The sequence below is a fragment of the Fibrobacter sp. UWB2 genome (assembly GCF_002210425.1).
Lineage (GTDB): Bacteria > Fibrobacterota > Fibrobacteria > Fibrobacterales > Fibrobacteraceae > Fibrobacter > Fibrobacter elongatus.
This window is the reverse complement of the sequence record NZ_MWQK01000002.1, coordinates 537,180-559,367: the sequence shown is the minus strand read 5'-3', so window position 1 is coordinate 559,367 and position 22,188 is coordinate 537,180. Positions and strand designations below refer to the sequence as shown.

The window sequence follows — 22,188 nt, the reverse complement described above, 5'->3', positions numbered from 1 at the left end:
GTATATGTTTCAATTTCAAAGACTATTTTTATGAGACAACGCGCCACCTTTACGGCGTACGCCCATCAATTTATCCCGAACCTGGTGTATATTTTTTTTCCCGTTCACGATAACCTTGATTTCAAGGCGTTCGATATAAACTCCGGTGCCCACTAAACGGCCATTATTAGAGCGCATATTCCAAGCTAGGAAAATTCTTCCCTTGGTTTTTAAGCAACCTTCTTCTCCATATAAATCACGATCCGAACATTTAATTGAACTGGAATAATCTCCAACAAATTCTCCCAAGTGACTGAAATACCGCGTATGGTAATAAAGTTCAACATCATCACCCGAAATTACAGTTTTTTCGCCACTGCGATATTCACCGATATTGAATTCATTTACATCGCCATTTTTTATGGCATCAATCAGTTCTTGGCTTACACCGGCTTGCAAAAGTTCTCTATCCATTTTTCCTTGTCGAATTGCATCGAACAAGTCTGCCTGCGTTACAGATAAAATTTCATCTATCGCAATGGTGGTATCGCGGCTCGCATCAACATTCGCTTCGACCATCGTCGCGATAAGCACCTGGTCTTCCGGTCGAACTATTAATTTATAATTACCCTCGTTTATAGCTCCGTCTAAAATCCCGTTGACCGTCTCTTCGCAAAACCCGTAAGACGTATCCACAACTACGGTACGGATGTCGTTAAAAAGTTGCACAAGAGCTTCTTCTTCGCTGATGCTTGTAACGGTGGTGTCGTAGTGGACCGTATTATCAATTCGAGATTCAATAAACGCATCAAGATGATTCACTGCAGTCTGAGTCTGTTCAATCATAATTTTCGAGACATCGAAATCGACAAGACTTCCCTGAACGCCAAGAGAATCCCCTATTTCCTGAGCATTCTGCGCTGTGTTAGGAATAAGCAGAGCCTGTGTAACGGCATCCTTCTTGATGATATCATAAGGATCTTCGCCAATCAGTACCACATTGGGACTTTCAAGAGAAAGTTCCTGATTCCCGGCTATGACAACCCAAGGGTTCTCTTTATGGGCCTTATTTTGTGCAAGGTCTGTAACAATTCCATCAACGGTAAAACGAACGCGATCACCACTAGTCGGGAGCACCGCATCTTTTGCAGTCGCCCCGTAAATGAGCCACATGGTTTTATCAGCCCCTCCTTGCAGCATCGGATTTTCAGGAGTACGATTTTCTCCTGAACGTACACAGAGGAAATCGAACATTTGTACAAAATTCTTTTTGGATTCATCGGACACGGTTTCGCTGAAAGTAAGCACGAGCATTACATTTCCACTATTATTTTTTGATTTTACAGCCGTAAGAATAACAGGCCCGACCCCATCAGCAATGGGTTCATTTTCCATATAGAAGCGACCAGTCTTTCCTTTGTCTTCATAGGTAAACCAATTGTTTAAACTTCCGACATAAACGTCCGAGGTGCCCCCTGTAAAGACCTTGCTTCCAAAGCCGCACACATCCCCAGAGCAATTTTGCGGAGTCAAGTTTTCAGCCGTAATTACAATATCATTTTCATTGACAATCGTAAACTTGGAGGTCGTATTAAACGATTCCCCAAAAGTAAACTGGATAGAATCGAGTTTGCTCTTTTGCTTGAGAGATTTATCAAAATGCACATACAAACTATCGGCACGACCATCACCGTTTCGGTCAATCGCAATGGCATTTGACACACGGGGAACCGGCGGAGCCGCAAACACAAGGTCCGTCCACACGGACACACCTGCAGCAGCACCCTTCGCCGTAAGCGTCACGCCCGACACAGGCGCATTAGCACGGACAAAGAATGTTGCTTTTCCATTTGCATCCAAATTCACAGCATTGATTTTATTTCCGTCCACAGTATCCAAAATATCAATATTCACATCGGAGAATGATAGATTTATCTTTCGATTGTAATTGTTGACCTTCGCCCATTCTTCAAAGAAGGCAATATTCACTTGATAGGTCGCATACGCCCATTCGCCAATTTGCGCAGTATCGCCAGAAACATTTTTCCCGAGAATAGTCCAATCCGTCTTCATAAAAGCAACGCTTGGCACCGCATAAGAGGGAACCGTAATTTCAACTTTAGTCTTTTGGCTGGGATCTGCCTTCAACGTAATTTCCAAGAAGTAATGACCAGGAGCAAGGGCAACATTCGACACAATCGCCGCCGAGTCAATGTAGAATGTCGAATCGCTTGTAATTACGATGCCTTCGTAATGCGTTCCGACATCAAGAATTTCAGGTTCTGCAAGATTTCCGCCGGTGAGCGTAAACGTAGAGGCGCCTCCAATCGTATCCAGTTCCGTTGAATTTGCATCGTAATTGCAAGACAGCTTATTTTTCTTATTGATTTGCCAAATTTCAAAACGCTTTCCTTCATCGCGATTATCAGACGTCAAGAAAATCGACGCATCCACATGCAAGTCAATGGAGGTGCGCATGCGGAAATTCGAGGAACCCGTATGGCGTTCAACGTAAAAAATGTGGAAATCATAAGTCTTTCCAGGAATAAGCTTGTTCCCAGTATTTTGACCAATCGTATCGAGATCCACGGCACCCGCCACTTGGGCGTGCTGGCCACCGATATCTACAGCCAATCGATTATCAATAAACACCCAAACGTCATCGTCTCCATAAAAATCAAAATACTGCCCTGGAACATATTCAAAGGTCGCCTGAATTTTTGCAGTATAGCCAAAATTATGCTTGCCGATTTTTGTTCCCTTAAGTTGGTCAAAATAAGGATTCGGAACGGTCTTTGCATCATCGAGATATTCAAAATCATCCAGTAGGAACATGCCATCTGAATTCTTTTCGTTGCCTTCCGATATGCGGTCTTTCGACACTTCTGCAAGCCAAAATCCATCATCGTCCAAAGAAACATAAAGGTCGCGGCAAGTCATATTGGTGTACTCGTTACCCGCAGTATCCATGCCGATAACCTGTGGCAAGAACCAGCTATCCAAATGATCCGTAATCTTGCAGTTTTCCGGGAACGGATTTGCACGAACAGGAACGCCGTTTGGACCGAGATTGTATTCGACCATGCCCGTCACAGCCTTCGATTTGCCAGAGCATCCTCCCGACCCAAAATCAGCGCTCACACCGTTTGCCGGGTCGCCATTTTTACCGCTACCGTCTCCATCGCCCTTAGTTCCATGAAGCCAGTCGTAAACCGTCACAGGAATTTTCTTTAGCGGGCAATCGCCAAGAACGCCAGGATATTTCGAAAATAGCGCGGGCACATCCGTCTTGTAGCCTTGAACCCAAATCGTATCCGAAAGGGCCGCCACAGAATCAAGCGCAATTTCAGTCGCCATAGTCGGTTCCGTCGAGACCAAGCCTTCGGCGCCGACATAATTAAATCCGACGGTCTGTTTAAAGTAAACCTTGAAATCGCTTTCAGGGGCATCTACCGTAGCCTTGAACCACCCGCAGTAATTTTCAAGCGAAGTCATGGTGGCTACAGAATCGCCGCCCATATAAAGGACAGCATTCGTATTCGACCACGGAGTAAAGAAAGCAATTGTTTTTTGTTGGCCGCTTGCAAAAGCAGCCGTAATGCCTAGAAACAGCCCTAACACATATTTTTTCAACATCCCGACACCTTTTTTGGGGATAAATCTAAAACGGGAAGCGTACAAAATCACACAAAAAAAGGGCGAGCTTTGCAAAGTGTCCTCTACAGACAACACTTGTTTGGATTCTATCGCCACTGCGTGGCTCCAGAATGACAACAGCAGTGTCCAGCAGCAATTCCTAACCACTGTCTACTTGTACATTCACTTCGTTCAAGTACCAATAGTGTGCAAGGTTATGACGCAACTGAATACTTGTATTCAGATATGGCATAACCGCAGCCACGAACGCCAACGGCGTTAAATGCTGGTCTCGGTCATGTCCAAACAAGTTTGGCTGCGCCCGGATGACCGTTCCAAGGAACCGTCATGATTGGGCCAGCAAAAGTAGAAACAGCAAGCGAAAACGCCGCGCAAAGAGAAGTTTTAAAACATACCATACAATATCTCCCGTATGGAATATATGCTTATTTTGCGAAATTAGGCGTTTTTAGGCTAGGTTAATCGTTGACAAAATGAGAAATTAGTCTTTAACACAACGGATGGAAATGGCTTTGTCCTTTTCGAGCCCCCATCGAGCCCCCTCACTATTATGTTTTTGCAGCCCCACATAGCGAGCATTATACCAATCACGTTCTGTAGAGCTCCAAAAATACGCTTCGGTACTATCGCCATAGAAACCGCCAATAAAATCCCTGTGTCCCGCAGGAAGAGCCGAAAAGCCGAATAAATCCGTGCCATTTCCACTGTTAAAACTCCAACCCGATACAGACTTGAGTTTTGTTCCAATAGAATCGTCTGCCATCGCAAACAACCTATTCCATTCGCTAGCATCAGGAATATGCCATCCGTTAAAGCAAATTCCACGCACTGGATACGTTGGCGAACATTTCTTGCCATAACCGCAGCCTTCGCCATTTTCACTAAATACGCCAACACTATCCATTGCAGCTGTCCAAGTATAAAGTCGTCCGTATTTAGAGCAATTTTTGTCGTTATTGTTATAACAATAGCTATCTACAGTTTTGTAGTTGAGGTTTTCCGCCATCCATACCTGATTACCAATTTTTACCGTTTTATACGTTTGTCCATCACGCAAATCTTTGAGCGTATTTGCCTTTGCATCATAAACACAATCTTCATTAACTTTTTTTGCGGACTCACTTGATTTAGGTTTTACAGAGCTACTTGATTTTGCGGAACTGCTACAGGATTTTTCATAAGATGATAGAGAGGAACCCGTGTCATCAACGGGATTCACAGACGAGTCGCTTTCACCGCACGCGGCAAGGAAAAACATTGCGATAGACAAAATAAGAGCATAAATATTATTCATTCCAACGCTCACTACAAATGAACCATTTTTTTGTCCGCAATATACAAAACAAGCTATAAAAAAAACACATCAAAAAAGCCCTCGATTTTAATCGAGGGCAAAATTCACAGGATCCTTCGACTCCGCCTTACGGCTTCGCTCAGGATGACGTAATGCGCGGAGCGTTCACCCCGCTACATTTTACTCCGTGAGCAACAAAGCCCCAGTTATTAAACTGGGGCGGTTGCGAGAGCGAGGCGAAGACGGAGTCCCCGCCTTGCATAAGAGCCGAGCGGTCTTATTTGTAAAGCGGGTGCTTCTTGCAGAGAGCGACGATGTCTTCGCGAATCTTGGCGAGAGCTGCTTCGTCATCCTTAGCCTGGATAGCGCGGTCGATGATGCGTGCCACTTCGCGGGTGTCTTCTTCGTCGAAGCCACGGGTCGTGATAGCAGCAGTACCGAGACGAACACCGGACGGGTCCATCGGCTTGCGCGGATCGAACGGAATCGTAGAACGGCTGCAGGAGATGCCGACCTTTTCCATGGCAACTTCAGCTTCCTTACCGGAAACGCCCTTAGAAGTCATATCGACAACGATGAGGTGGTTGTCGGTACCATCGCTGATGACCTTGTAGCCGAGCTTCTGCATTTCGGCGCAGAGAGCCTGAGCGTTCTTGATAACATTCTTTGCATAGACCTGGAATTCCGGCTGCAAAGCTTCGAGGAATGCAACGGCCTTACCGGCGTTGATGTGGTCGTGCGGACCACCCTGCATGCCCGGGAACACGCCCTTGTCAATTTCCTTAGCGAGGGAAACTTCCTTGAGTTCGCCCTTCACCATCTTCTGGATCGTGCGGTCCTTGCACATGATGATAGCGGAACGCGGGCCACGGAGAGTCTTGTGGGTCGTGGTCGTCACGATGTCGAAATACGGCACCGGAGAATCGATAGCCTTACCGGCGATGAGGCCTGCAATGTGAGAAATGTCAGCCATCGTGAGAGCGCCAACTTCGTCTGCGATTTCCTTGAAGCGCTTCCAGTCGAGGTTACGGCTGTAGGCAGAGAAACCAGCGAGAATCATCTTCGGCTTTTCGCGAAGAGCAATTTCGCGGACCTTGTCCATATCGATGCGACCAGTTTCCTTATCGACTTCGTACTGCACGAAGTTGTAGAGCATGCCGGAGAAGTTCACCGGATGACCGTGAGAAAGGTGTCCACCGTGGTCGAGCTTGAGGCCGAGGACCTTGTCGCCCGGTTTGAGAACGGCGAAGTACACGGCAGCGTTAGCCGGAGAACCGGAAAGCGGCTGGATGTTCACATGGTCGCAACCAAAGAGCTTCTTGCAACGATCGATAGCGAGAGCTTCCATTTCGTCGATAACTTCGTTACCACCGTAGTAGCGCTTGCCAACGTAACCTTCACTGTACTTGTTCGTGAGCACAGAACCCATGGCTTCCATCACAGCCTTGGAAGTGTAGTTTTCAGAAGCGATAAGTTCGATACCATATTCCTGGCGTTCGGCTTCCTTCTGGATGATGTTATAGATTTCCGGATCGGTCTGTTGCAATGTAGATTTAAGCATTATAGCTCCTTTAAAGTTCGCACCGCAAATATAGTAAAATTTTGTATATTACCCCCAAAAGGATAGACCATGTACCCAAATAAAGTTCGCCGTGATATTGCCATTCTCGTTCCGCCCGATGTTAAAAGTGTTCTAGAAATCGGAGCCGGATCCGGCAGAAACTGCGTTCTTTACCCGAAAGACGCCTACAAGGTCGCCATCGAGCCCGAAAATCGCGAAGATATGCAGACTGCGGACAAGGTTCCAGGCGGGTTCAACGAATACCACCACGTCTTTTACGAACAGTACACCGAAGACCGCAAGTTCGACCTCATTGTCATTTGCGATGTCTTGGAACATGTAAACGACCCGGTAGACATGATCAACTTCTGCAAGAAGCATCTAAATCCGGAAGGCCACATCCTGATTTCACTTCCGAACTTCTTGAGCATCGAGACGATTTTCCAGATTCTCGTGTTCCGCGACTTCCGCTATGTGCGCGTAGACCAGGGCGAACGCTGCTATGGCGTCCTGGACATCAACCACAAGACGTTCTGGACCAAAAAGAGCTTCCGCCGTTTCGCAAAAGAAAACGGTCTCGAAATTGAGCAGACTATAGGCATTAGAAAACAGCTCAAGTTTATGCCGAGGTTTCTCGCCCACAGCAACTTCTTGCCGTTGCAGTACGGCTTTTTAATCAAGGTTAAGGATTTCAAGCCCAACGAACGTCACTGGGGAATGTAATTACCGAGGACCGGCTTCATTCCTCACACGGACCGCCAACTCCGCGCTAGAATCATCTACAGAGACCTTGTAAGCAGGCCTAAACCCAAGTGCATCGCCTGAAATATTTTCGCCACTACGGCCAAACCAGTTGTCTATCATGTAAACATAGCCTTCCGTAGCCTTATCCGGCGAGCCATCTTCAATTTTCAGGCGATAGTCCCGAACAGGCACATTGTTATTGTAAACATTACCTTCAATGTAACAAGACGCCGAATCCGAGCATTCCATTCCAGCATCCCCCACATCGTAGATGAAATTGTTATAGGCATGAATTTTACCACGACGCGCAAGCACGCCTCGAAGTTCCAAGTTCGAGAAGTAATTGTGATGCAAAGTCAACGTCTGTGCTGAATCAACGAAAAGGTCCGGTTCCAGCCCAAATAAAATGCCTGACTGTGCATTTTCAAAACGATTCCACGAGAGCGTAACCGCATTTGAACCGCGCTTGACATCCACCAGAATTAACGGATATTCTTCGAACGTACAATGGTCCACCCAAACGTGGTGCGTGCGGTTGTGGATCGAGAGAGCGCGACGGCTTGTTGTATCATGAGCTGTTATCGCAGGCGCCGTAAAAGTCAAGTTTTCAAAAATGAGATTGGACGATTCATTTGTCAAAATTCCCATACCGGTAATGCGAATATCGCGCCCACGGCCGTCCACAGTTTTATCAGACTTTATTCGCAGTGGAGAGCGTAAATTATACGTACCATCTTTTTCAAAAAGAATCCAGACAGGTGTTTCCTTCTCGGCGCATTCACGGAAAGAGCCCTGGGACAAGGCGACCTTCGTCCCGTAATTTCCCAACGAATCCACCTTTGAAGAGTCGACAACATCAATTAAATCATCCGTTGTCGTAACAATGCAAATTTCGCCTTCGGTCTTTTCAATTTTCCCCGTGCTGTCGGTTCGGCCAGAAGCTCCGAGCGTCCCTGCAGCATAGCCTTGAATTTGTTTGAGCAATTCATCGTGAGCGCTCCAGTCGCTCTCAGGGTATTCCGTTGCAGTTGACGTTTTCGACATCACCACCTTAATGGTCGATGACGTGTCGGAACCATCCACAAACAAAGTGTCCCCCGCATTGGATTGCACCACCGTCGAATGGACTTCTTCCGGGTCGCCAATTTGCACATCGAAGCTTCCCTGCGGAAGCGAGTCAATCACAAAATGGCCCGTACTATCAGGAACAACGTAACGGTCAAGACCCGCCACGCGAACGACAGGCGATTCACCAAGCACCACATAACCTTCGATAGACGAAAGCTCGCCAAGCTTGATGGTATCGACCTTGGAATCCGATTTGGCAAGAGCTACAGAATGCACAGCGCCCGAAGCCTCAGACTTGTTCACGTTACGAGCTTCAATGGTGTAGCGGCCGTTACGGACTTCAAACGAGACTTGCCCATCCTCATCTGTTTCGTTCCAAGCATTTTCCGCAGGGCCGCTAGAAAGGTAATTGTCCGGCAAAATGCGGACGCGCGCCATCGAAGCGGGCGTTCCATCCGCCATTTGAACATACAAAGCAATAGTTGACTCGGCTTCGGTGCCACCAGCCACTTTGCCGTTATCACCACAAGCCACAAGGCCAAAAGAAATCACGCCAAGCAAAGCCAACAAGCGCATTTGAGCAACCGTCATCCAACTAGTTTTCATGATTGCCCCCTTGAACTTCTTCAGGTTCGCGAGATTGCTGCATTTCTGCACCGCGAATGCGGCGCTTGCGACCACGCCTCTGCGGTGGCGGATACGGGTCCGAAAGCGGAAAAAGCTGCATGCCGAGCTGGAAAACGCGATTCGGCTTTTGACACGCACCTACTTTAGCAAGCACTTCGCGACGGAACCTGCGCACCATTTCGACAAGCTCTTTATAAGTCGTTTCGTCACAACCAAATGCGAGCGTCGAAAGATTGCGTTCACCGCGATCAAAGCGGTCCATCGCCGTTTGCGCCACGTCCAGATTCTGTTGGATGTAAGCGTTCACCGCCGTATTGTACGATTCAAAGCCACTTGAAACAAGACCTTGCGTTTGTTCATAAAATCCTGTTTGCTCGTTTTTCTTGATCATCGACAAGCGTTCCAAAAGCGCAATCGAAGACTTGACCTGACTTGCAGAAATCGGCGGGCGCACCATAAGGCCCAAGGCGGCATCGTCACCCACATACGGGTAAAAAGTCACAAGTTCACGAACGACAGCATGGTACCAATGGTCAAAATATTCAAACTGGTCCTTCGCCAAGTTTTCCACCTTGCATTCCTTGGACGCGACAAGCTTTTCCAGGAATTGACGGCTTTCGGTATGCGTTTTAGCCTGGTTAAAAGCAACCATGTTTGCAAAGTACGCTTTTTCGCGTTCGTCACTGCAAAAGATAGACGCAAAAACTTCGACAATGCGGTCGGTCAAATTGCGTTTGCCCTGCAAAATCTTATTGAACATCGATGAATCGAAGCCCGCTTTTTCGGCAATAAAACGATGGCTAAAACGCCAATCGCTTGCATGGCGCTCTTCGTAGGCGTCTTTCAAAAAATCGCGGTAATTCAAATATTCAAAGATATTGATCATGTTTTAGTAGGCAGTTAGAAGTAGACAGTAGGCAGGAACTGCATAACTTAATATACATTATTGTCCACAGTTTTGCAAATTTTATGTCCACATTATGTTATAAAAAAATGTGTTATTTTTTTTGAAAAATCTAAAAAAGTTCATTTTTTACGTGAAAAATATCGAATTATCAGATTTTCTCACGTAAAAATTCAGACAAACTTATTAAAAATTCAGCAAAAAGTATCTTTCGCCACCTTTTAGACAGTGTTTTAAGCTTTAAAAGCTCAAAATTTTTCATTTTAAAGCAAAAATCCGCATTCAAGCGGATTTTAACTACATACAACATCAAAATTTTACGTGAATATCAAGCTTATTTTGAAGATATTCACGTAATTTTTGACTCAAAATAGAATTTTGGTTTTTAATAGCGGAAGTAGTTGCCTTTGGGGAGGTTTCGCAAATCCGACTGATCGCGAACATTTTGCACTTTTTGGCCAAGCGCATTGACCGTGATGCCTTTGGCTCGCGGCTTTGTCGCAAGTTTTGTCGGAACAATCGAAACAGGTCCCTGCTGATTTTCGCGAGCGGCCTTGCAACCGGTACGATAAACATCCTTCATATCAAACGCAATCATGTCGATATTCGGGCCGCCATCTGCCGTCGCCGACTGTAAAATCACTTTGAAGTCCAAGGCATCCACCCAGACGTTGTCGATATAGACCGTATCCCACTTGTCCCAGCTTCCGGTGGACTTGAATGTCACATCGTAGGTGCCATTATCTACCGTAACCTTCATATCGCGATTAGCGCTCCCCGAAAACGAATAGCGGATCATCACACGGGCCTTTTCTGCAGACTGGTCCGAAGTCACCATGTACGTGGCCTTGCTGTAGGCAGAATTATCAAGATTGAAGAAACCGCCGCCAGTATAGCCTTCATGATTCTTTTCAGTCCAGCCATCTCCAAATTCAGGTTCCGCCATGTCAATCACTGACGGCCAAGCATCCGTACCAGCCTTGAGCGAGCACAGAGCTTCGTCAAGTTCCTTGACTTCCACTTCACCGCTTGAACTGCTCGAACCACCACCAGGACCTTCTTCGTAAGAATCTTCCGAAGCATGAGAAATCGGCGTGCAAGCGGCACCGCCCTTGAACATCGCCGTGTATGTGATGTCACGGGCCTTCGTCTTGAAGCCATAATAAATCATGTCCTTCGAGAGCTCGTTGCAGTCATCATCGACCCACTTTTCAAACGTCTGGCCGTTCGGCGTCACGCGGAGCGTCATCGGGGAACCCGCCGGGAAATACTGCGTCTGCGTAATGAGGCCGTTGTAATTCGAGAGGTTCGTCTTGACCTTGATGGTATAACGCTTCTTAATTGCAGACACAAGCATCGTAAGCGCAGCCTTTGCATCGGCAGAGAGGTTCGTGTTGGACTTGAGATTATCTGCAAGCTCTTCGCAAATCATCTGGGCGTGGCCCATCGAGCCCATTTCCTGGAAGTGCGTCGTACCATCGTTCACACCATCAGGGAAATTCGGGTATTCACCCTTTTCCAGCTTTTTATAGAGATAGCGGGTCACATAATCGCCCATACCTTTGTACGTATTGTTATACGTGTTGTACGACTTCATGTTCAAATCGACAAACGGAATCTTGTTGTTCTTGGCAACCGTCTGCATCATGCCGCGGGCATCGTAGTTGTTAGAGCCCGTCGAGAACACGTTGCGGCTACCGTTCAAGTTCATCGGAGAGACGAGGACGACATTGGCGCCCTTGCCCTTGCCAGCATCGACATACTGTTGGATGAATCCAGAGAACTTCGACGGCTCCACATAACGCGCGGCCTTTGAATAGTCGCGGTCATTATGGCCAAATTGCACAAAGAGGTAGTCGCCCTTTTGGAGCTTTCCCTTGACCTCGTCCAAGCGGCCTTCTTCGATGAACGTTCTAGAGCTACGGCCACCGATTGCATAGTTAAGGACTTTCACACGGGAGGCGTCAAAGAAATGCCCAAGCACCTGGCCCCAGCCCGTTTGCGGATAGACGTTATCCTTATACGTCTGTACGGTCGAATCGCCCACCACGTAAATCGAGAATGACGTCGAGTCGCTCACGGCAACACCCGTAAACACGGCAGCAGCGAGAAAGATTTTTATAAACTTATTCATAGCAAATCCTTTTATTGTCATGCCCGATTCAGTCGGGCATCTCCTTCTTGTATTATGAAAGGTGATCCCCGCCTACGCGGGGATGACAATTTGCACCTATTTCACCTTTGCCCAAGTCGCAACAAGCTTTTCACGACCCTGGCGAACGACAACGCGGTAAACTCCGTTTGTACGCACGAGAGAAGACATATCCACCTCACCCGCCAAAACAGCCTTACGCACGACAAGACTTCCGCTCATATCGAACACGCTTATGTCAGCACGTTCCGGAAGCAAAAGCTTATCGCCAAGGAGCTTTGCTCTAGCCGCCATCTTGATACCTTGCAGCGATGTCGGAATTGAATCCTTAGCATCCTTGCAATCCACACCAACACGGCAGACACCATCTAGGTTAAAGCCAAACGCATCAAGGTTCGGAGCACCATCAGAAGTCACCGACATAAACTTGAGTTCGGCTTCGCCCTGCGGCGCATCCATCACAACGTAAGCGGTATCCCACTTGTCCCAGCCACCTGTCGGAGGGGCGCTCAAATAGTAGTCGTGGTCAAGGTAGGCATTGAACATACGGTCTGTAGAACCGCCATTGGCGTAACGCACAGCAAGCGTCACGTAGCCTGCACCGGGGAACTTCACCTTGTAACTTGCAAACGACACGTTCGTGTTATCCAAGTTGAAATAGCCATCGCCAATATAGCCAGTCCATTCCGTTTGGGTCCAGCCAATTCCTGCAGTATCCGGCTTACTTGCGTCAAAGAATTTCTTGATATCCTTATCCACCTTGGTTTCTGTCTCCTGACTGCCATCAATCGGCGTGAACGGTTCAAACGTCACATCGTCAAGGCTCTTCGGGGTCGTTGTCGGGAATGCGGTCAAAGCCTTGCCATCGCCCGTGTACTTCTGAGCGGTACCGCCTTCATACACTGCAGTGAACTGCGTCGATGCAGAACCCATGACAAATGTGTGGATGTACGGAGACTTTACATTGGAGCGGCTCGGGGCGCCGACCTTGTTGCCGTTACCGTCATACCAGCCCAAGAACTTTTTGCCGGACTTCGGAATGGTCTTGAGCATAACCGTCATGCCCTTCGGGTAGTAAGCGCTAAGAGAAGTCGCTTCGGCAGCGCCTTCCGGGCTCACCTTGACATCTACCTGGTACATAGGCGCCATGTAGTCACCAAGTTTTTTCACAATCGGATCCTTGTGGGCGCGCATCTGTTCTGTAATGATACGTCCAAAGGCATTCGCACCGTTCATCTGTAAATGCACCTGGTCCGTCTGGTCACTGCCCAAGTTGCTATATTCAGATTTTGTAGCATAGTTGAAGATAAACTGTGCCGAATAGCGTTCGCCCACAGAAATCATGTAGTTCGCGACCATTTCGCTCATATCGATAAACGGAACGTTCAATTCCGTTGCAAGGCTCTGGTTAAGAGCCGGGTAGCCACGATAGCTGTTATGAATCTGCGTTGGAGAATCATAGTACAAGCGACGAATCGGGCTCATGATAATCGGATAAGCGCCTTTCGCCCTGACATCGCTCACAAGCTTTTTCATGTTGGAGGCAAAGAAGTCTTCCGTGCTGTAGTTCACGTCGTTAATACCGAACTGGACAACGACATAGTCGCCAGCCTGCAACTTGTCCGCAATGCAACCACCATTGGAGCAGCCCTTCTTAAAGAACATGTCGTAATAGCCGACCGCGGTGTTACCCTTTTTGTCCTTACCGCCGCCACCAAGCGACATGCCGCCCTGTCCACGGTTCACCACTGCCGCCTTGTTTACATCGAACCAGTAATGAAAATCCTGGCCCTGGCCCTGTTTGGGATAATAACCATCAGCCCAGTCCTGCATGGTGGAATCGCCAAGCATATAAATTGTAACCTTAGCCATTGCAAGTGGAGCCGCAATCATCGAAGTCGCAACAACGCCCTGCCAAAATTTGCTAAACAGTCCCATATTCAAACCTCTTACTTCGCAGCGTTGTGCATGGACTTCGAAATCACGCGACCGTTCAATTTCACAACCATCATGTAAGCACCACGCGGGAGCATTTCGCGGTCAAACATCACCTTAGACGTTCCGGCAGTCACATTGCGGGAGATTCCGCCAACGAGCTTACCTGTCACATCAAAGGCATAGATTTCAGCAAGGCCTGCTTCGCGCGTTCTAAGAATTCCCGTTACCGGATTATAAACATTCGGCCTGAACGACTGAGGCGCAATCGATACCGGCTTGTCAACAACCTGCGTTCCATCGTAAAGTTCTACGCCGTCAATTCCGAACGTGAACATATCGATATTCGGGCCACCGTCACTTGTCATCGACGTCAGCTTGAGCGTATTGACGCCAGCCTTCAGCTTCACATCTACAGAGGCCTCTTTATACGTTGTCCATCCTGTAGCCGGGAAACTAACCGTACCTGCCGACTTGCCATTCACGCTAACAGCCATGCTACGATCAGCATTTCCACCATTGGCGTAACGGATTGTCAAAGTCGTCTTAGCCTCGGTCTTCGAGAAGATTTCCCAAACACCATAGCTAGAAAGTGTGTTATCAAAATTGAAGTAACCGTTCTTGAGGAACCCTTCGTTTGTTTTTTCGGTCCACCCCACACCATCCTTCGGCGTAGAAGCATCGAGCATAGACAAACCGTCGTTCACAACCGGAGTCGTATCGACCGGCACTACGACATTTTCACCGACCACGTAAATATCCGGCTGTTTGAGTTTCTTCACCATGTCCGGCATAAAGAATCCCACATGCGGCGGCTGGTTGTATGCCGTATTTTCGGAGGCAACCGCAGTACGGTACGTGGCGTCGTGCATCAAGGTATAGACGCGGTGCGGGCTTGTAACCGGAGTGGCAATGATATAAATCGTCGTCGGATCCTTTTCAGAGCGCACAACGAGTTCTTCACGCCAGTCACCAAACAAGTCTGCAATAAGGCTCGGAGTATTCTTGGTGCCATTGCAACCCGTTACGCCAAGCGCCGTCGGGCCATCAAAGTAAACCTCGGCCTTGACATCCTTAGAATTGAACTTGGTCACGTAAGCACCGTCCAGAAGTTCATCGTAGGCGTCACCGTCGAAGTAAATGCGGAAATTCTGCGAAACAGCCGGAGAACCGATTTTTTCGTGCTTTACAGTAAACATTCCACCGCCCTTTGCAGACCACATTTCGTAACCGCGATGGGTAGAATCTACGTCAGCAGCCATGCCGCGTCCGTTATCTACGCCAGGGTTCGGCTGAGCCGTTCCCCAGATAATCGTACCATCATGGGCACGTAATTCATCAGTGTACTTAGCATCCTTGTGTTCATGCACATCCCAGGATTCAAGCCCCGGATGGTCCGGATCCAGATCACCGATATGGTGAGCGTCGCCATGGCCAAGACCAGTGCGGTAACGCAGGGTGCCATCGTGATTCAAGGCTGCAGCACCGAAAAACACTTCATCATAACCATCGCCATCGAGGTCAGCCGCCTGGAGGCTGTGGTTTCCTTCGCCATAGAGACCCTTGCCCGGGTCTTCAGACTTGTGGTACCAGCGTTGCTTCAATGTTTTGCCATCAAAATCATACGCAACCACATAAGCAGACGTGTAATAACCACGTGCAAAAATTGCACTCGGATGGACGCCATCCAAGTAGCCAGTCGCAGCCAGGTAGCGTTCGCAACGGTTACCGTAGTTGTCGCCCCAGTAGCCCTTGCCATCCTTGCCCTTCACATGCTGGTTGATGTCTCGACTCGGCACAAAATCAACCGTCGAAACCGCAGCGCCATCAGCACCGCGGAAAACAGTCAAGTATTCCGGCCCCTTAAGCACAAGGCCGTTACCGTCACGATAATCCTTGGACTTGTCGCCCACAGCCTTGCCCGTACCATCAATCGTTCCGTCGGCAGTCTTCACAATCATTTCGGCTTTGCCATCGCCGTCGTAGTCAAAGACCTGGAATTGCGTGTAATGAGCACCTGCGCGGATATTCTTGCCGAGGTCAATGCGCCAAAGGCGCTTGCCGTCGAGCTTGTAGGCATCGATAAACACCGTACCCGTATAACCCGTTTGCGAGTTATCGTGAGCGTTAGACGGATCCCATTTGAGAACCAATTCATATTCGCCGTCACCATCGAGGTCAGCCGTGCTCATATCGTTCGGAACGTAAGTGCACGTTTCACCATTCGGCATAGTCTGTGCTGCAGGCGGCTCCACTTTAAAAGTCTTATATGGGAAGGATTTTCCGCTATTGGAGACCGTTTTATCCAAAACGAGCGACAAACCAACCTGAGATTGCTCCTTGCCATCGACAACGGCAGCCACCGTGTACTTGGAGGTAGCGGTGCCAGCAGCATCAAGGTAGCTCGTGCCGGCAGACTTGCCAATCGAGGCAATCTTCTTTCCATCACGATAGAGAACAAATTCCGTCGTCGGGTCATCTGTACCCAACAAGCGCCAACTGACAAGCATACCCTTGCCCACATTGGACGCCACAAGACCGCGTGTCAAGTTTTCCATTTGACGAGGCGCAGCAAAAGATGGAACAGCCAAGCCCGCAGCCAACAGCGAACTTGCCAAAATAGCCTTGAAATTATGATTATATCCCATATACAACGCTCCTAACGGTGTAAAACCAAACTCTTGTTTCTTTCAAATATAATCTCTTTTCAATAAAAAGTCCACATTTTTTATTATACTTTTAACTTTCAAACAATAATTTGCTAGAAAAAGTCCACAAAAGGAATTTATTATTTGTCTACATTAGTAAACCTGTTTTTAGGAAATTTCGACCACAAAAAGTACAGTTTTTCGTAAAAAAACGAAACGAAACGCGCCAAAAGTTCTCGTAAGTCGTTCCTTTAACTATATTTAACACGAGTATGCCGCATTGGTGGAAAAATTTTTCGTGGGAGTGGTTGTTCGATCATATCGCAGCCCGTTCTCCGACGTTCGTCAAAATTATGGTTGTCACCGGAAAGTCGTTCCTGTACTATCACGGAATGACCCGTGCCGCATCTTTGACCTACACGACGCTCGTGGCAGTCGTTCCACTCCTCATCATGCTCACTTCCATCACGCTCGCCGTCGGGTTCGGTAACTTCATTTCGGACTACCTCCCCATCGTGATTGACATGCTCAATTTGGACTGGCCGACCGAGCAAATCATGGACATTGTCGAAAACGCCGAACACATTCCCATCAAAAAACTCGGATTTATCGGTGCAGGCGGTCTTTTTGTCACATTTATCCTCGCGTTCGGAAGCCTCGAAACGAACTTCAACGTCGTCTGGGAAAACAAGACTTCCAGAACTTTGATTCGCCAGATTAAGATTTACACGCCGTTCCTCCTCATCGGAGCAGCCGTGGTCGGCATGTTCGCAGGATTCGTGAACCACGTGCAGAACGTGCTCAAGGTCATCATCGTTGACGGATTCCACTTTTCGCCCGAAGTCATCAAGGCGCTCATCACCGTATTCTGGTACTCGGCCTTCCACATCGCGGCCCTTCTCGTGATTTTCATCATGCTTTACGCGCTCCCGGCTCGCCCGGCAGGCCACAAGCCCTACACCCGCCGTAAGCTGTTCTTGGCGTCGATGCTCTCGACTTTGCTTTCTTGGCTTGCCATCAACATCTACGTGAAGATTTTGATGCTCATCCAGACCGCTATGGTCACGCGTATGTCCATTTTCTATGGATCGCTAGCTTTTATTCCACTATTCCTCTTCTTGCTCTTTGGCGTCTGGTCCATCATTTTGTGCGGCAACAGTCTCGTGTGGACGATTTGCCACTGGCCCGCAGTCAGCACAAAGAACTGGAGATGGGAAGGAAACACGGACGGACTATGAAAACTAAACTTTTGACATCTATCCTCATGGCGCTCACGCTCGCCGTAAGTTCCCACGCCGAACTCCAGGGTTCCCAAGATTACGAACCGGGCCAGGCAGAAAAATCCGAATGGAGCGCCCTTTTTGGCGTTAGCGGCGGTAATTCGCTGATTGCCCGCGACGGGACGATTTTCATGAACATCCGCATCGGTATCGCACTGAACCCCTACATCAGCTTTGGTGCATACCATTCTTCCATCATGAGCAACGTGAAGAACCCGAAGGTTCGCCATTCCCAGATGATTGACTACCATGCTTTCGGCGTTTTTGCTGAACCGACCGTTTACCGCAACGGATTCTTCTCGATTTCGCTCCCGGTGAGCATCGGCGGTGGCGAAGTAGACTTCATGGACAAGGGTGACGAAGACGGTTTCAAGGCCGAAGACGGATTCTTTACCGCAGACTTTTCGGCCCAGTTCAACTTCCGCATGACAAAGCTCTTTGAAATTTCTATCGGTGGCGGTTACAGGCTCTTTGCTGGCATCGAAGAAAACAACCTGAAGAACAAAGATTTCCGCAGCCCGTTTGGCGAACTGAGATTCACGTTTAAGGAATAGGCTTAATTCCTTCAATAGCCATTAGAAAAGCCCGGCAGTATGTGAACTGCGCGGGCTTTTTTTTTGCAAATTTCGGACAGCCCAAAGCTGTCCATTTTCTACGGAACTTCTGCAGAGTCCCTTGTTGTTAGTCCTTTAGGCAACGAACCGGGAAGGCATTGTTCTTGCTGAAGTCGTACAGATACCCGTCTCCATAGTAGTAGCGCAGGTACATGTTGTTGGCATAGCCGCTAGTGAACTCCGTAGCACACCAAAAGTACGCGTATTTGCCACCATCGTAGAAATAGCCATCCCCTTCCCTGTAGCCAACGGGCCGTGCAGAAAAGCCGTAAGCATCCGTACCGTTTCCATTTTCGTCCCAACCACTCTGGGACTTAAGAACCTTGCCCGCATTGTCCTGGCCACCCACTGCCGCGAACAACGTTTTCCATTCTGCCGGACTAGGCAGGTGCCAACCGCTAGGACAAATCCCCTGCACCTTGCCAGAAAGACCGCAGGTTTTGCCAAAACCGCAGTCCAACGAATTCGAGGCATCGTTTGCAAGTTTCACCGAGTCGATGGCTGCCGCCCAGGTGTAAAGGCGACCTGCCGCTTCGCAATTTGCGACCGAATCATTGTAGCACCAGCTCTTCCCCTTGAGGCTCGGGGTATTGGCACTGTCGGCGTAGTTAAGGTTTTCGGCCATCCAGGTCTGGGAACCGATTGTCACGGTCTTGTACGTTTTACCATCGCGGCTGTCGGTAAGATTTCCGTTAGTCACATCGGCAGGTTCAGTGACCTTACTAGAATCGCTGACGCCACCGCAAGCAGCAAGGAGTGCCAGGGATCCTACAGCCACTACGCGGCTCCAAAGTCGCAAATGTTTCAGGTATTTCATAGGACCTCCATAATAAGCTTTTTGTAAGAAATCTATAATTTAATTTTACGAAACGTAACAGAATAGGGCAAAAAAAATAATCATTATTTGATATTCCGTTCGCCCGTTAACAGCCACCACGTTTTTCCCAAAGAGACAAAATCATTGTTTTTAGACTGTAAACAGGCAATTTTATGTCTAGAACCACTAAGAAATTTCATAATCGTAGATTTTACCTCGAACAGTAAAATATCAAGGAGCGTAAAATTAGTGGAAATGACACATAGCGAGCCTCCATGGAATTCAAGAAGCAAACTTCGGCGATATTAGCAATCATTGATAAAAGGACCTCCACACTTAATAATTATCTTTTAAACGATGCTTGATTTTATTTCTCTTCGCGGTTGCAGACTCCATAATTTAAAAAATGTCAACGCCCAGTTTCCGCTGGGGAAAATCACAGTTGTGTGCGGACCGTCGGGGTGCGGGAAATCAACGCTCGTGATGGACACGCTCCACGGCGAAAGCAAGCGACGTTACCTTGAAACGCTCTCACCTTTTGCGGCAGATTTGCTCGGAGGCAAGCGAACTATTCCGCTCGACAGCGCCGAAGGACTCCCGGCGAGCTTGGCGATTGCCGCCACGCGCGGAGAGGCTCCCGCGAAAGCATCAGCACTTTCAATCGCCGAATGCGACAACGCATTGCGTACATTGTTCGCTGCATTTGCAAAGCCCGCCTGCCCCATTTGCGGAGCTCCGATGGTGAGCCAGAGCCGCGAAGAGATTATCCGAGAAATTGCGGGAATGCCAATAGGGACAAAGCTACAGTTCTTGGCGAAGATTGAAACGGAGAAGGAGATGGGGCCAAAGCCCCAACCCCAGCGGTTCGGTCATAACAGTCTGCAAGCAGACTGTTGCGACACTCACCTTGATGGCAGTCCCAGTCAAGCCGGGAATGACAAAAAGAAAGCGCAGGGCAAGAGTCGCACGACGTTGGATAAGCTTTCTGCGGTGTTTTTAGCGCAAGGTTTTACACGCGCGATTGCCGATGGCACTATGTATTCGCTTGCAGACTTGCTCCCTGGCGAAAAGGTTTTGACGCCCAAAGAATTTTTCATCATCGTTGATAGAATCATCGTCCGTGAAAACACACGCACACGAATCGCAGAAGCTGTTGACGGAACGCTAAAGCTTACACATTCCGCAATCACGCTTGACATTGCTGGCGAACGCAAGTTCTATAGCACAAAGCCGTGCTGCCCGAATGCAAGCGATGAGCAGCATCAATCGCAAAAGTCAAACGAAACCGTCGCCAGCCTGGACGCACGCGCGTTCTCGCCATACAGCCGCACCAGCGTCTGCGAATACTGCGACGGCACAGGACTTATTTTGGAAGCCTCGGAAAGCGACGAGGACGAAAACGCAGAATGCCCGCACTGCAATGGTCTCCGCCTCAAAAAAACATACTTGAACGCCACCGTAGACGAAGTCAGTTACAAGCAAATTCTTACGACGGAATTTGCAGAATTGCCCGCACTTTTGCACAAAATTTTCGATAATAAAATCGGGCAAAATTTAAAGGCGACATTCAATTCGCTCCTCGACCGTATTGAAGCCATCAACGATTTGGGCATTGGCTACCTCACGCCAGGGCGCGCAGGTCAAACGCTTTCGGGAGGTGAATTGCAAAGACTCAAGCTCGCAAGCCTCAGCACAGGTCACTTGAATGGTCTTTTGATAGCCCTTGACGAACCCGCTAGCGGTCTCCATGCTAGTGACGTCTCTGCACTTTGGAAAGTCCTCGAAAAAATCCGCAAGCGCGGCAACACGCTCGTGCTTATCGAACACAATCCGCAAATCATCAAGCGAGCTGATTACATCATTGAAATGGGGCCAGGCGCAGGCGAAAAAGGCGGCGAGATTTTGTTCCAAGGTACTCGCGACGAAGTGATGAACAATCCGGAATCGCCCACAGGAAAGTGGATTAAGGAATTAGGAGTAAAAGGGGATTCCCGCTCGGCGGCAATCCATAGCCCCAAAGAAAGCGCAGCAATCCTCGTCAAGAACTTCGCGAAGTTCGACATGGCGCCGGTAAACGCCACCTTCCCCATCAACAAATTCAGCGTGATTACAGGCCAAAGCGGCAGCGGAAAATCGACACTCCTTTTCGAAAACATCGCCAAACGTGCCAAAGCCGAAGAATTCAAAAAGCTCGGCATCGACGCTCTTTCGATTCTCACGACCGGAGATTTTCACGGGAGTAAGCGCAGCACCGTCTTGAGTGCCATCGGCCTCACCACGCTATTGCGAGACTTGTTTGCGAAGCTCCCCGAAAGCAAAGTGCGCGGCTACACCGCCTCCAAATTCAGCATGCACGCCCCCGGTGGCCGTTGCGAGAACTGCAAAGGCGAAGGCGTCATCTACGATCCGCTCGGTTACGAAGAATCCGAATGCCCCGTGTGCCTCGGCAAGCGCTTCCGCGATGAAGTCTTGGAAATCCGATTCAAGTCGCTTTCCATCGCCGATATTTTGGACATGGAAATCGGCAGTGCATACAAGCTATTCACAAACATGAAGCCGTTCGCCGAAAAGCTAAAACCGCTCGTAGACACAGGCCTTGACTACCTGAAACTCGGACAAACGACAGCGCACCTCTCCGGCGGCGAACGCGCAAGACTCAGGCTTTCCATCACGCTCGCACGTGCCAAAGCGCCAAACACGCTATTCCTCTTTGACGAACCCGCCCGCGGTCTCCATCAAAAGGATATTCAGCAGTTGCTCGGCCTCATTCACGGGCTTTGTAACGCAGGCCACACCGTCATCGCCATAGAACACGCACAAGATTTTGTTGATGCCGCAGATTACGTTGCAGAGCTAAAGCGAAAATAAAACTTTACCAAAATCCAATATAATTGCAGATTCACAAATT

At 48.6% G+C, this 22,188-nt stretch carries 14 protein-coding genes; 4 read left to right on the top strand and 10 right to left on the bottom strand.

Annotation, left to right across the window (positions count from 1 at the left end; genetic code table 11):
- Positions 1–15 precede the first annotated feature (15 nt).
- The 4 genes from B7982_RS05750 to glyA all read right to left on the bottom strand — a co-directional run bounded on the left by B7982_RS05750 (position 16) and on the right by glyA (position 6,491).
- Positions 16–3,615, bottom strand: coding sequence for a fibro-slime domain-containing protein (locus B7982_RS05750; RefSeq protein ID WP_088659922.1), 3,600 nt, complete (start codon positions 3,613–3,615; stop codon positions 16–18).
- A gap of 296 nt (positions 3,616–3,911) precedes the next feature.
- Positions 3,912–4,034 (bottom strand): hypothetical protein, encoded by a 123-nt coding sequence (locus B7982_RS15135; protein ID WP_255396740.1) that lies wholly within the window; start codon positions 4,032–4,034, stop codon positions 3,912–3,914.
- Between the two features lie 83 nt (positions 4,035–4,117).
- A complete protein-coding gene (locus B7982_RS05745; RefSeq protein WP_088659921.1) occupies positions 4,118–4,930 on the bottom strand; it encodes a fibrobacter succinogenes major paralogous domain-containing protein in 813 nt (270 codons plus the stop codon).
- A 277-nt stretch (positions 4,931–5,207) separates the two neighbouring features.
- Positions 5,208–6,491 (bottom strand): serine hydroxymethyltransferase, encoded by a 1,284-nt coding sequence (gene glyA, locus B7982_RS05740; RefSeq protein WP_088659920.1) that lies wholly within the window; start codon positions 6,489–6,491, stop codon positions 5,208–5,210.
- 69 nt (positions 6,492–6,560) lie between these two features.
- Here glyA and B7982_RS05735 point away from each other — a divergent pair, with 69 nt between their 5' ends.
- Entirely contained in the window at positions 6,561–7,214 is a 654-nt protein-coding gene (locus tag B7982_RS05735; RefSeq protein ID WP_088659919.1) for a bifunctional 2-polyprenyl-6-hydroxyphenol methylase/3-demethylubiquinol 3-O-methyltransferase UbiG, read from the top strand.
- Here the strand turns inward: B7982_RS05735 and B7982_RS05730 are convergent, their stop codons facing one another.
- The 5 genes from B7982_RS05730 to B7982_RS05710 form a co-directional block, all read right to left on the bottom strand.
- The gene (locus B7982_RS05730) at positions 7,215–8,909 is read right to left on the bottom strand and encodes a polysaccharide lyase family 1 protein (protein ID WP_088659918.1); all 1,695 of its coding nucleotides are present in this window, start codon (positions 8,907–8,909) and stop codon (positions 7,215–7,217) included.
- Positions 8,899–9,816 (bottom strand): TIGR02147 family protein, encoded by a 918-nt coding sequence (locus B7982_RS05725; RefSeq protein WP_088659917.1) that lies wholly within the window; start codon positions 9,814–9,816, stop codon positions 8,899–8,901. The genes B7982_RS05730 and B7982_RS05725 overlap by 11 nt, the downstream gene beginning before the upstream one ends.
- A gap of 403 nt (positions 9,817–10,219) precedes the next feature.
- Positions 10,220–11,968, bottom strand: coding sequence for a GDSL-type esterase/lipase family protein (locus B7982_RS05720; RefSeq protein ID WP_088659916.1), 1,749 nt, complete (start codon positions 11,966–11,968; stop codon positions 10,220–10,222).
- A gap of 96 nt (positions 11,969–12,064) precedes the next feature.
- A complete protein-coding gene (locus B7982_RS05715; RefSeq protein WP_088659915.1) occupies positions 12,065–13,924 on the bottom strand; it encodes a GDSL-type esterase/lipase family protein in 1,860 nt (619 codons plus the stop codon).
- Between the two features lie 11 nt (positions 13,925–13,935).
- On the bottom strand, positions 13,936–16,569 hold the full coding sequence (locus tag B7982_RS05710) for a carbohydrate-binding protein (RefSeq protein WP_158212974.1): 2,634 nt from the start codon (positions 16,567–16,569) through the stop codon (positions 13,936–13,938).
- 308 nt (positions 16,570–16,877) lie between these two features.
- Between B7982_RS05710 and B7982_RS05705 the strand changes: the two genes are divergently transcribed.
- Together B7982_RS05705 and B7982_RS05700 are read left to right on the top strand one after the other, a co-directional pair.
- Positions 16,878–17,807 (top strand): YihY/virulence factor BrkB family protein, encoded by a 930-nt coding sequence (locus B7982_RS05705; RefSeq protein WP_233138386.1) that lies wholly within the window; start codon positions 16,878–16,880, stop codon positions 17,805–17,807.
- A complete protein-coding gene (locus B7982_RS05700; RefSeq protein ID WP_088659913.1) occupies positions 17,804–18,403 on the top strand; it encodes a hypothetical protein in 600 nt (199 codons plus the stop codon). Before B7982_RS05705 ends, B7982_RS05700 begins: the two co-directional genes overlap by 4 nt.
- A gap of 127 nt (positions 18,404–18,530) precedes the next feature.
- Here B7982_RS05700 and B7982_RS05695 read toward each other — a convergent pair whose 3' ends face one another.
- Positions 18,531–19,280 carry a fibrobacter succinogenes major paralogous domain-containing protein gene (locus B7982_RS05695; protein WP_088659912.1) on the bottom strand — a complete coding sequence of 250 codons (750 nt, stop codon included), beginning with the start codon at positions 19,278–19,280 and terminating at the stop codon, positions 18,531–18,533.
- 357 nt (positions 19,281–19,637) lie between these two features.
- On the opposite strand from B7982_RS05695, the gene B7982_RS05690 reads away from it, so the two are divergent.
- Positions 19,638–22,148, top strand: coding sequence for an ATP-binding cassette domain-containing protein (locus tag B7982_RS05690; RefSeq protein WP_088659911.1), 2,511 nt, complete (start codon positions 19,638–19,640; stop codon positions 22,146–22,148).
- Positions 22,149–22,188 lie beyond the last annotated feature (40 nt).

Bases quoted from the DNA above. Each gene is read 5' to 3' on its own strand.
- B7982_RS05720 (WP_088659916.1), bottom strand. From the start codon at position 11,968: ATGAATAAGTTTATAAAAATCTTTCTCGCTGCTGCCGTGTTTACGGGT.
- B7982_RS05730 (WP_088659918.1), bottom strand. From the start codon at position 8,909: ATGAAAACTAGTTGGATGACGGTTGCTCAAATGCGCTTGTTGGCTTTG.
- B7982_RS05695 (WP_088659912.1), bottom strand. From the start codon at position 19,280: ATGAAATACCTGAAACATTTGCGACTTTGGAGCCGCGTAGTGGCTGTA.
- B7982_RS05690 (WP_088659911.1), top strand. From the start codon at position 19,638: ATGCTTGATTTTATTTCTCTTCGCGGTTGCAGACTCCATAATTTAAAA.
- B7982_RS05725 (WP_088659917.1), bottom strand. From the start codon at position 9,816: ATGATCAATATCTTTGAATATTTGAATTACCGCGATTTTTTGAAAGAC.
- glyA (WP_088659920.1), bottom strand. From the start codon at position 6,491: ATGCTTAAATCTACATTGCAACAGACCGATCCGGAAATCTATAACATC.
- B7982_RS15135 (WP_255396740.1), bottom strand. From the start codon at position 4,034: ATGGTATGTTTTAAAACTTCTCTTTGCGCGGCGTTTTCGCTTGCTGTT.
- B7982_RS05710 (WP_158212974.1), bottom strand. From the start codon at position 16,569: ATGGGATATAATCATAATTTCAAGGCTATTTTGGCAAGTTCGCTGTTG.
- B7982_RS05700 (WP_088659913.1), top strand. From the start codon at position 17,804: ATGAAAACTAAACTTTTGACATCTATCCTCATGGCGCTCACGCTCGCC.
- B7982_RS05715 (WP_088659915.1), bottom strand. From the start codon at position 13,924: ATGGGACTGTTTAGCAAATTTTGGCAGGGCGTTGTTGCGACTTCGATG.
- B7982_RS05735 (WP_088659919.1), top strand. From the start codon at position 6,561: ATGTACCCAAATAAAGTTCGCCGTGATATTGCCATTCTCGTTCCGCCC.
- B7982_RS05750 (WP_088659922.1), bottom strand. From the start codon at position 3,615: ATGTTGAAAAAATATGTGTTAGGGCTGTTTCTAGGCATTACGGCTGCT.
- B7982_RS05745 (WP_088659921.1), bottom strand. From the start codon at position 4,930: ATGAATAATATTTATGCTCTTATTTTGTCTATCGCAATGTTTTTCCTT.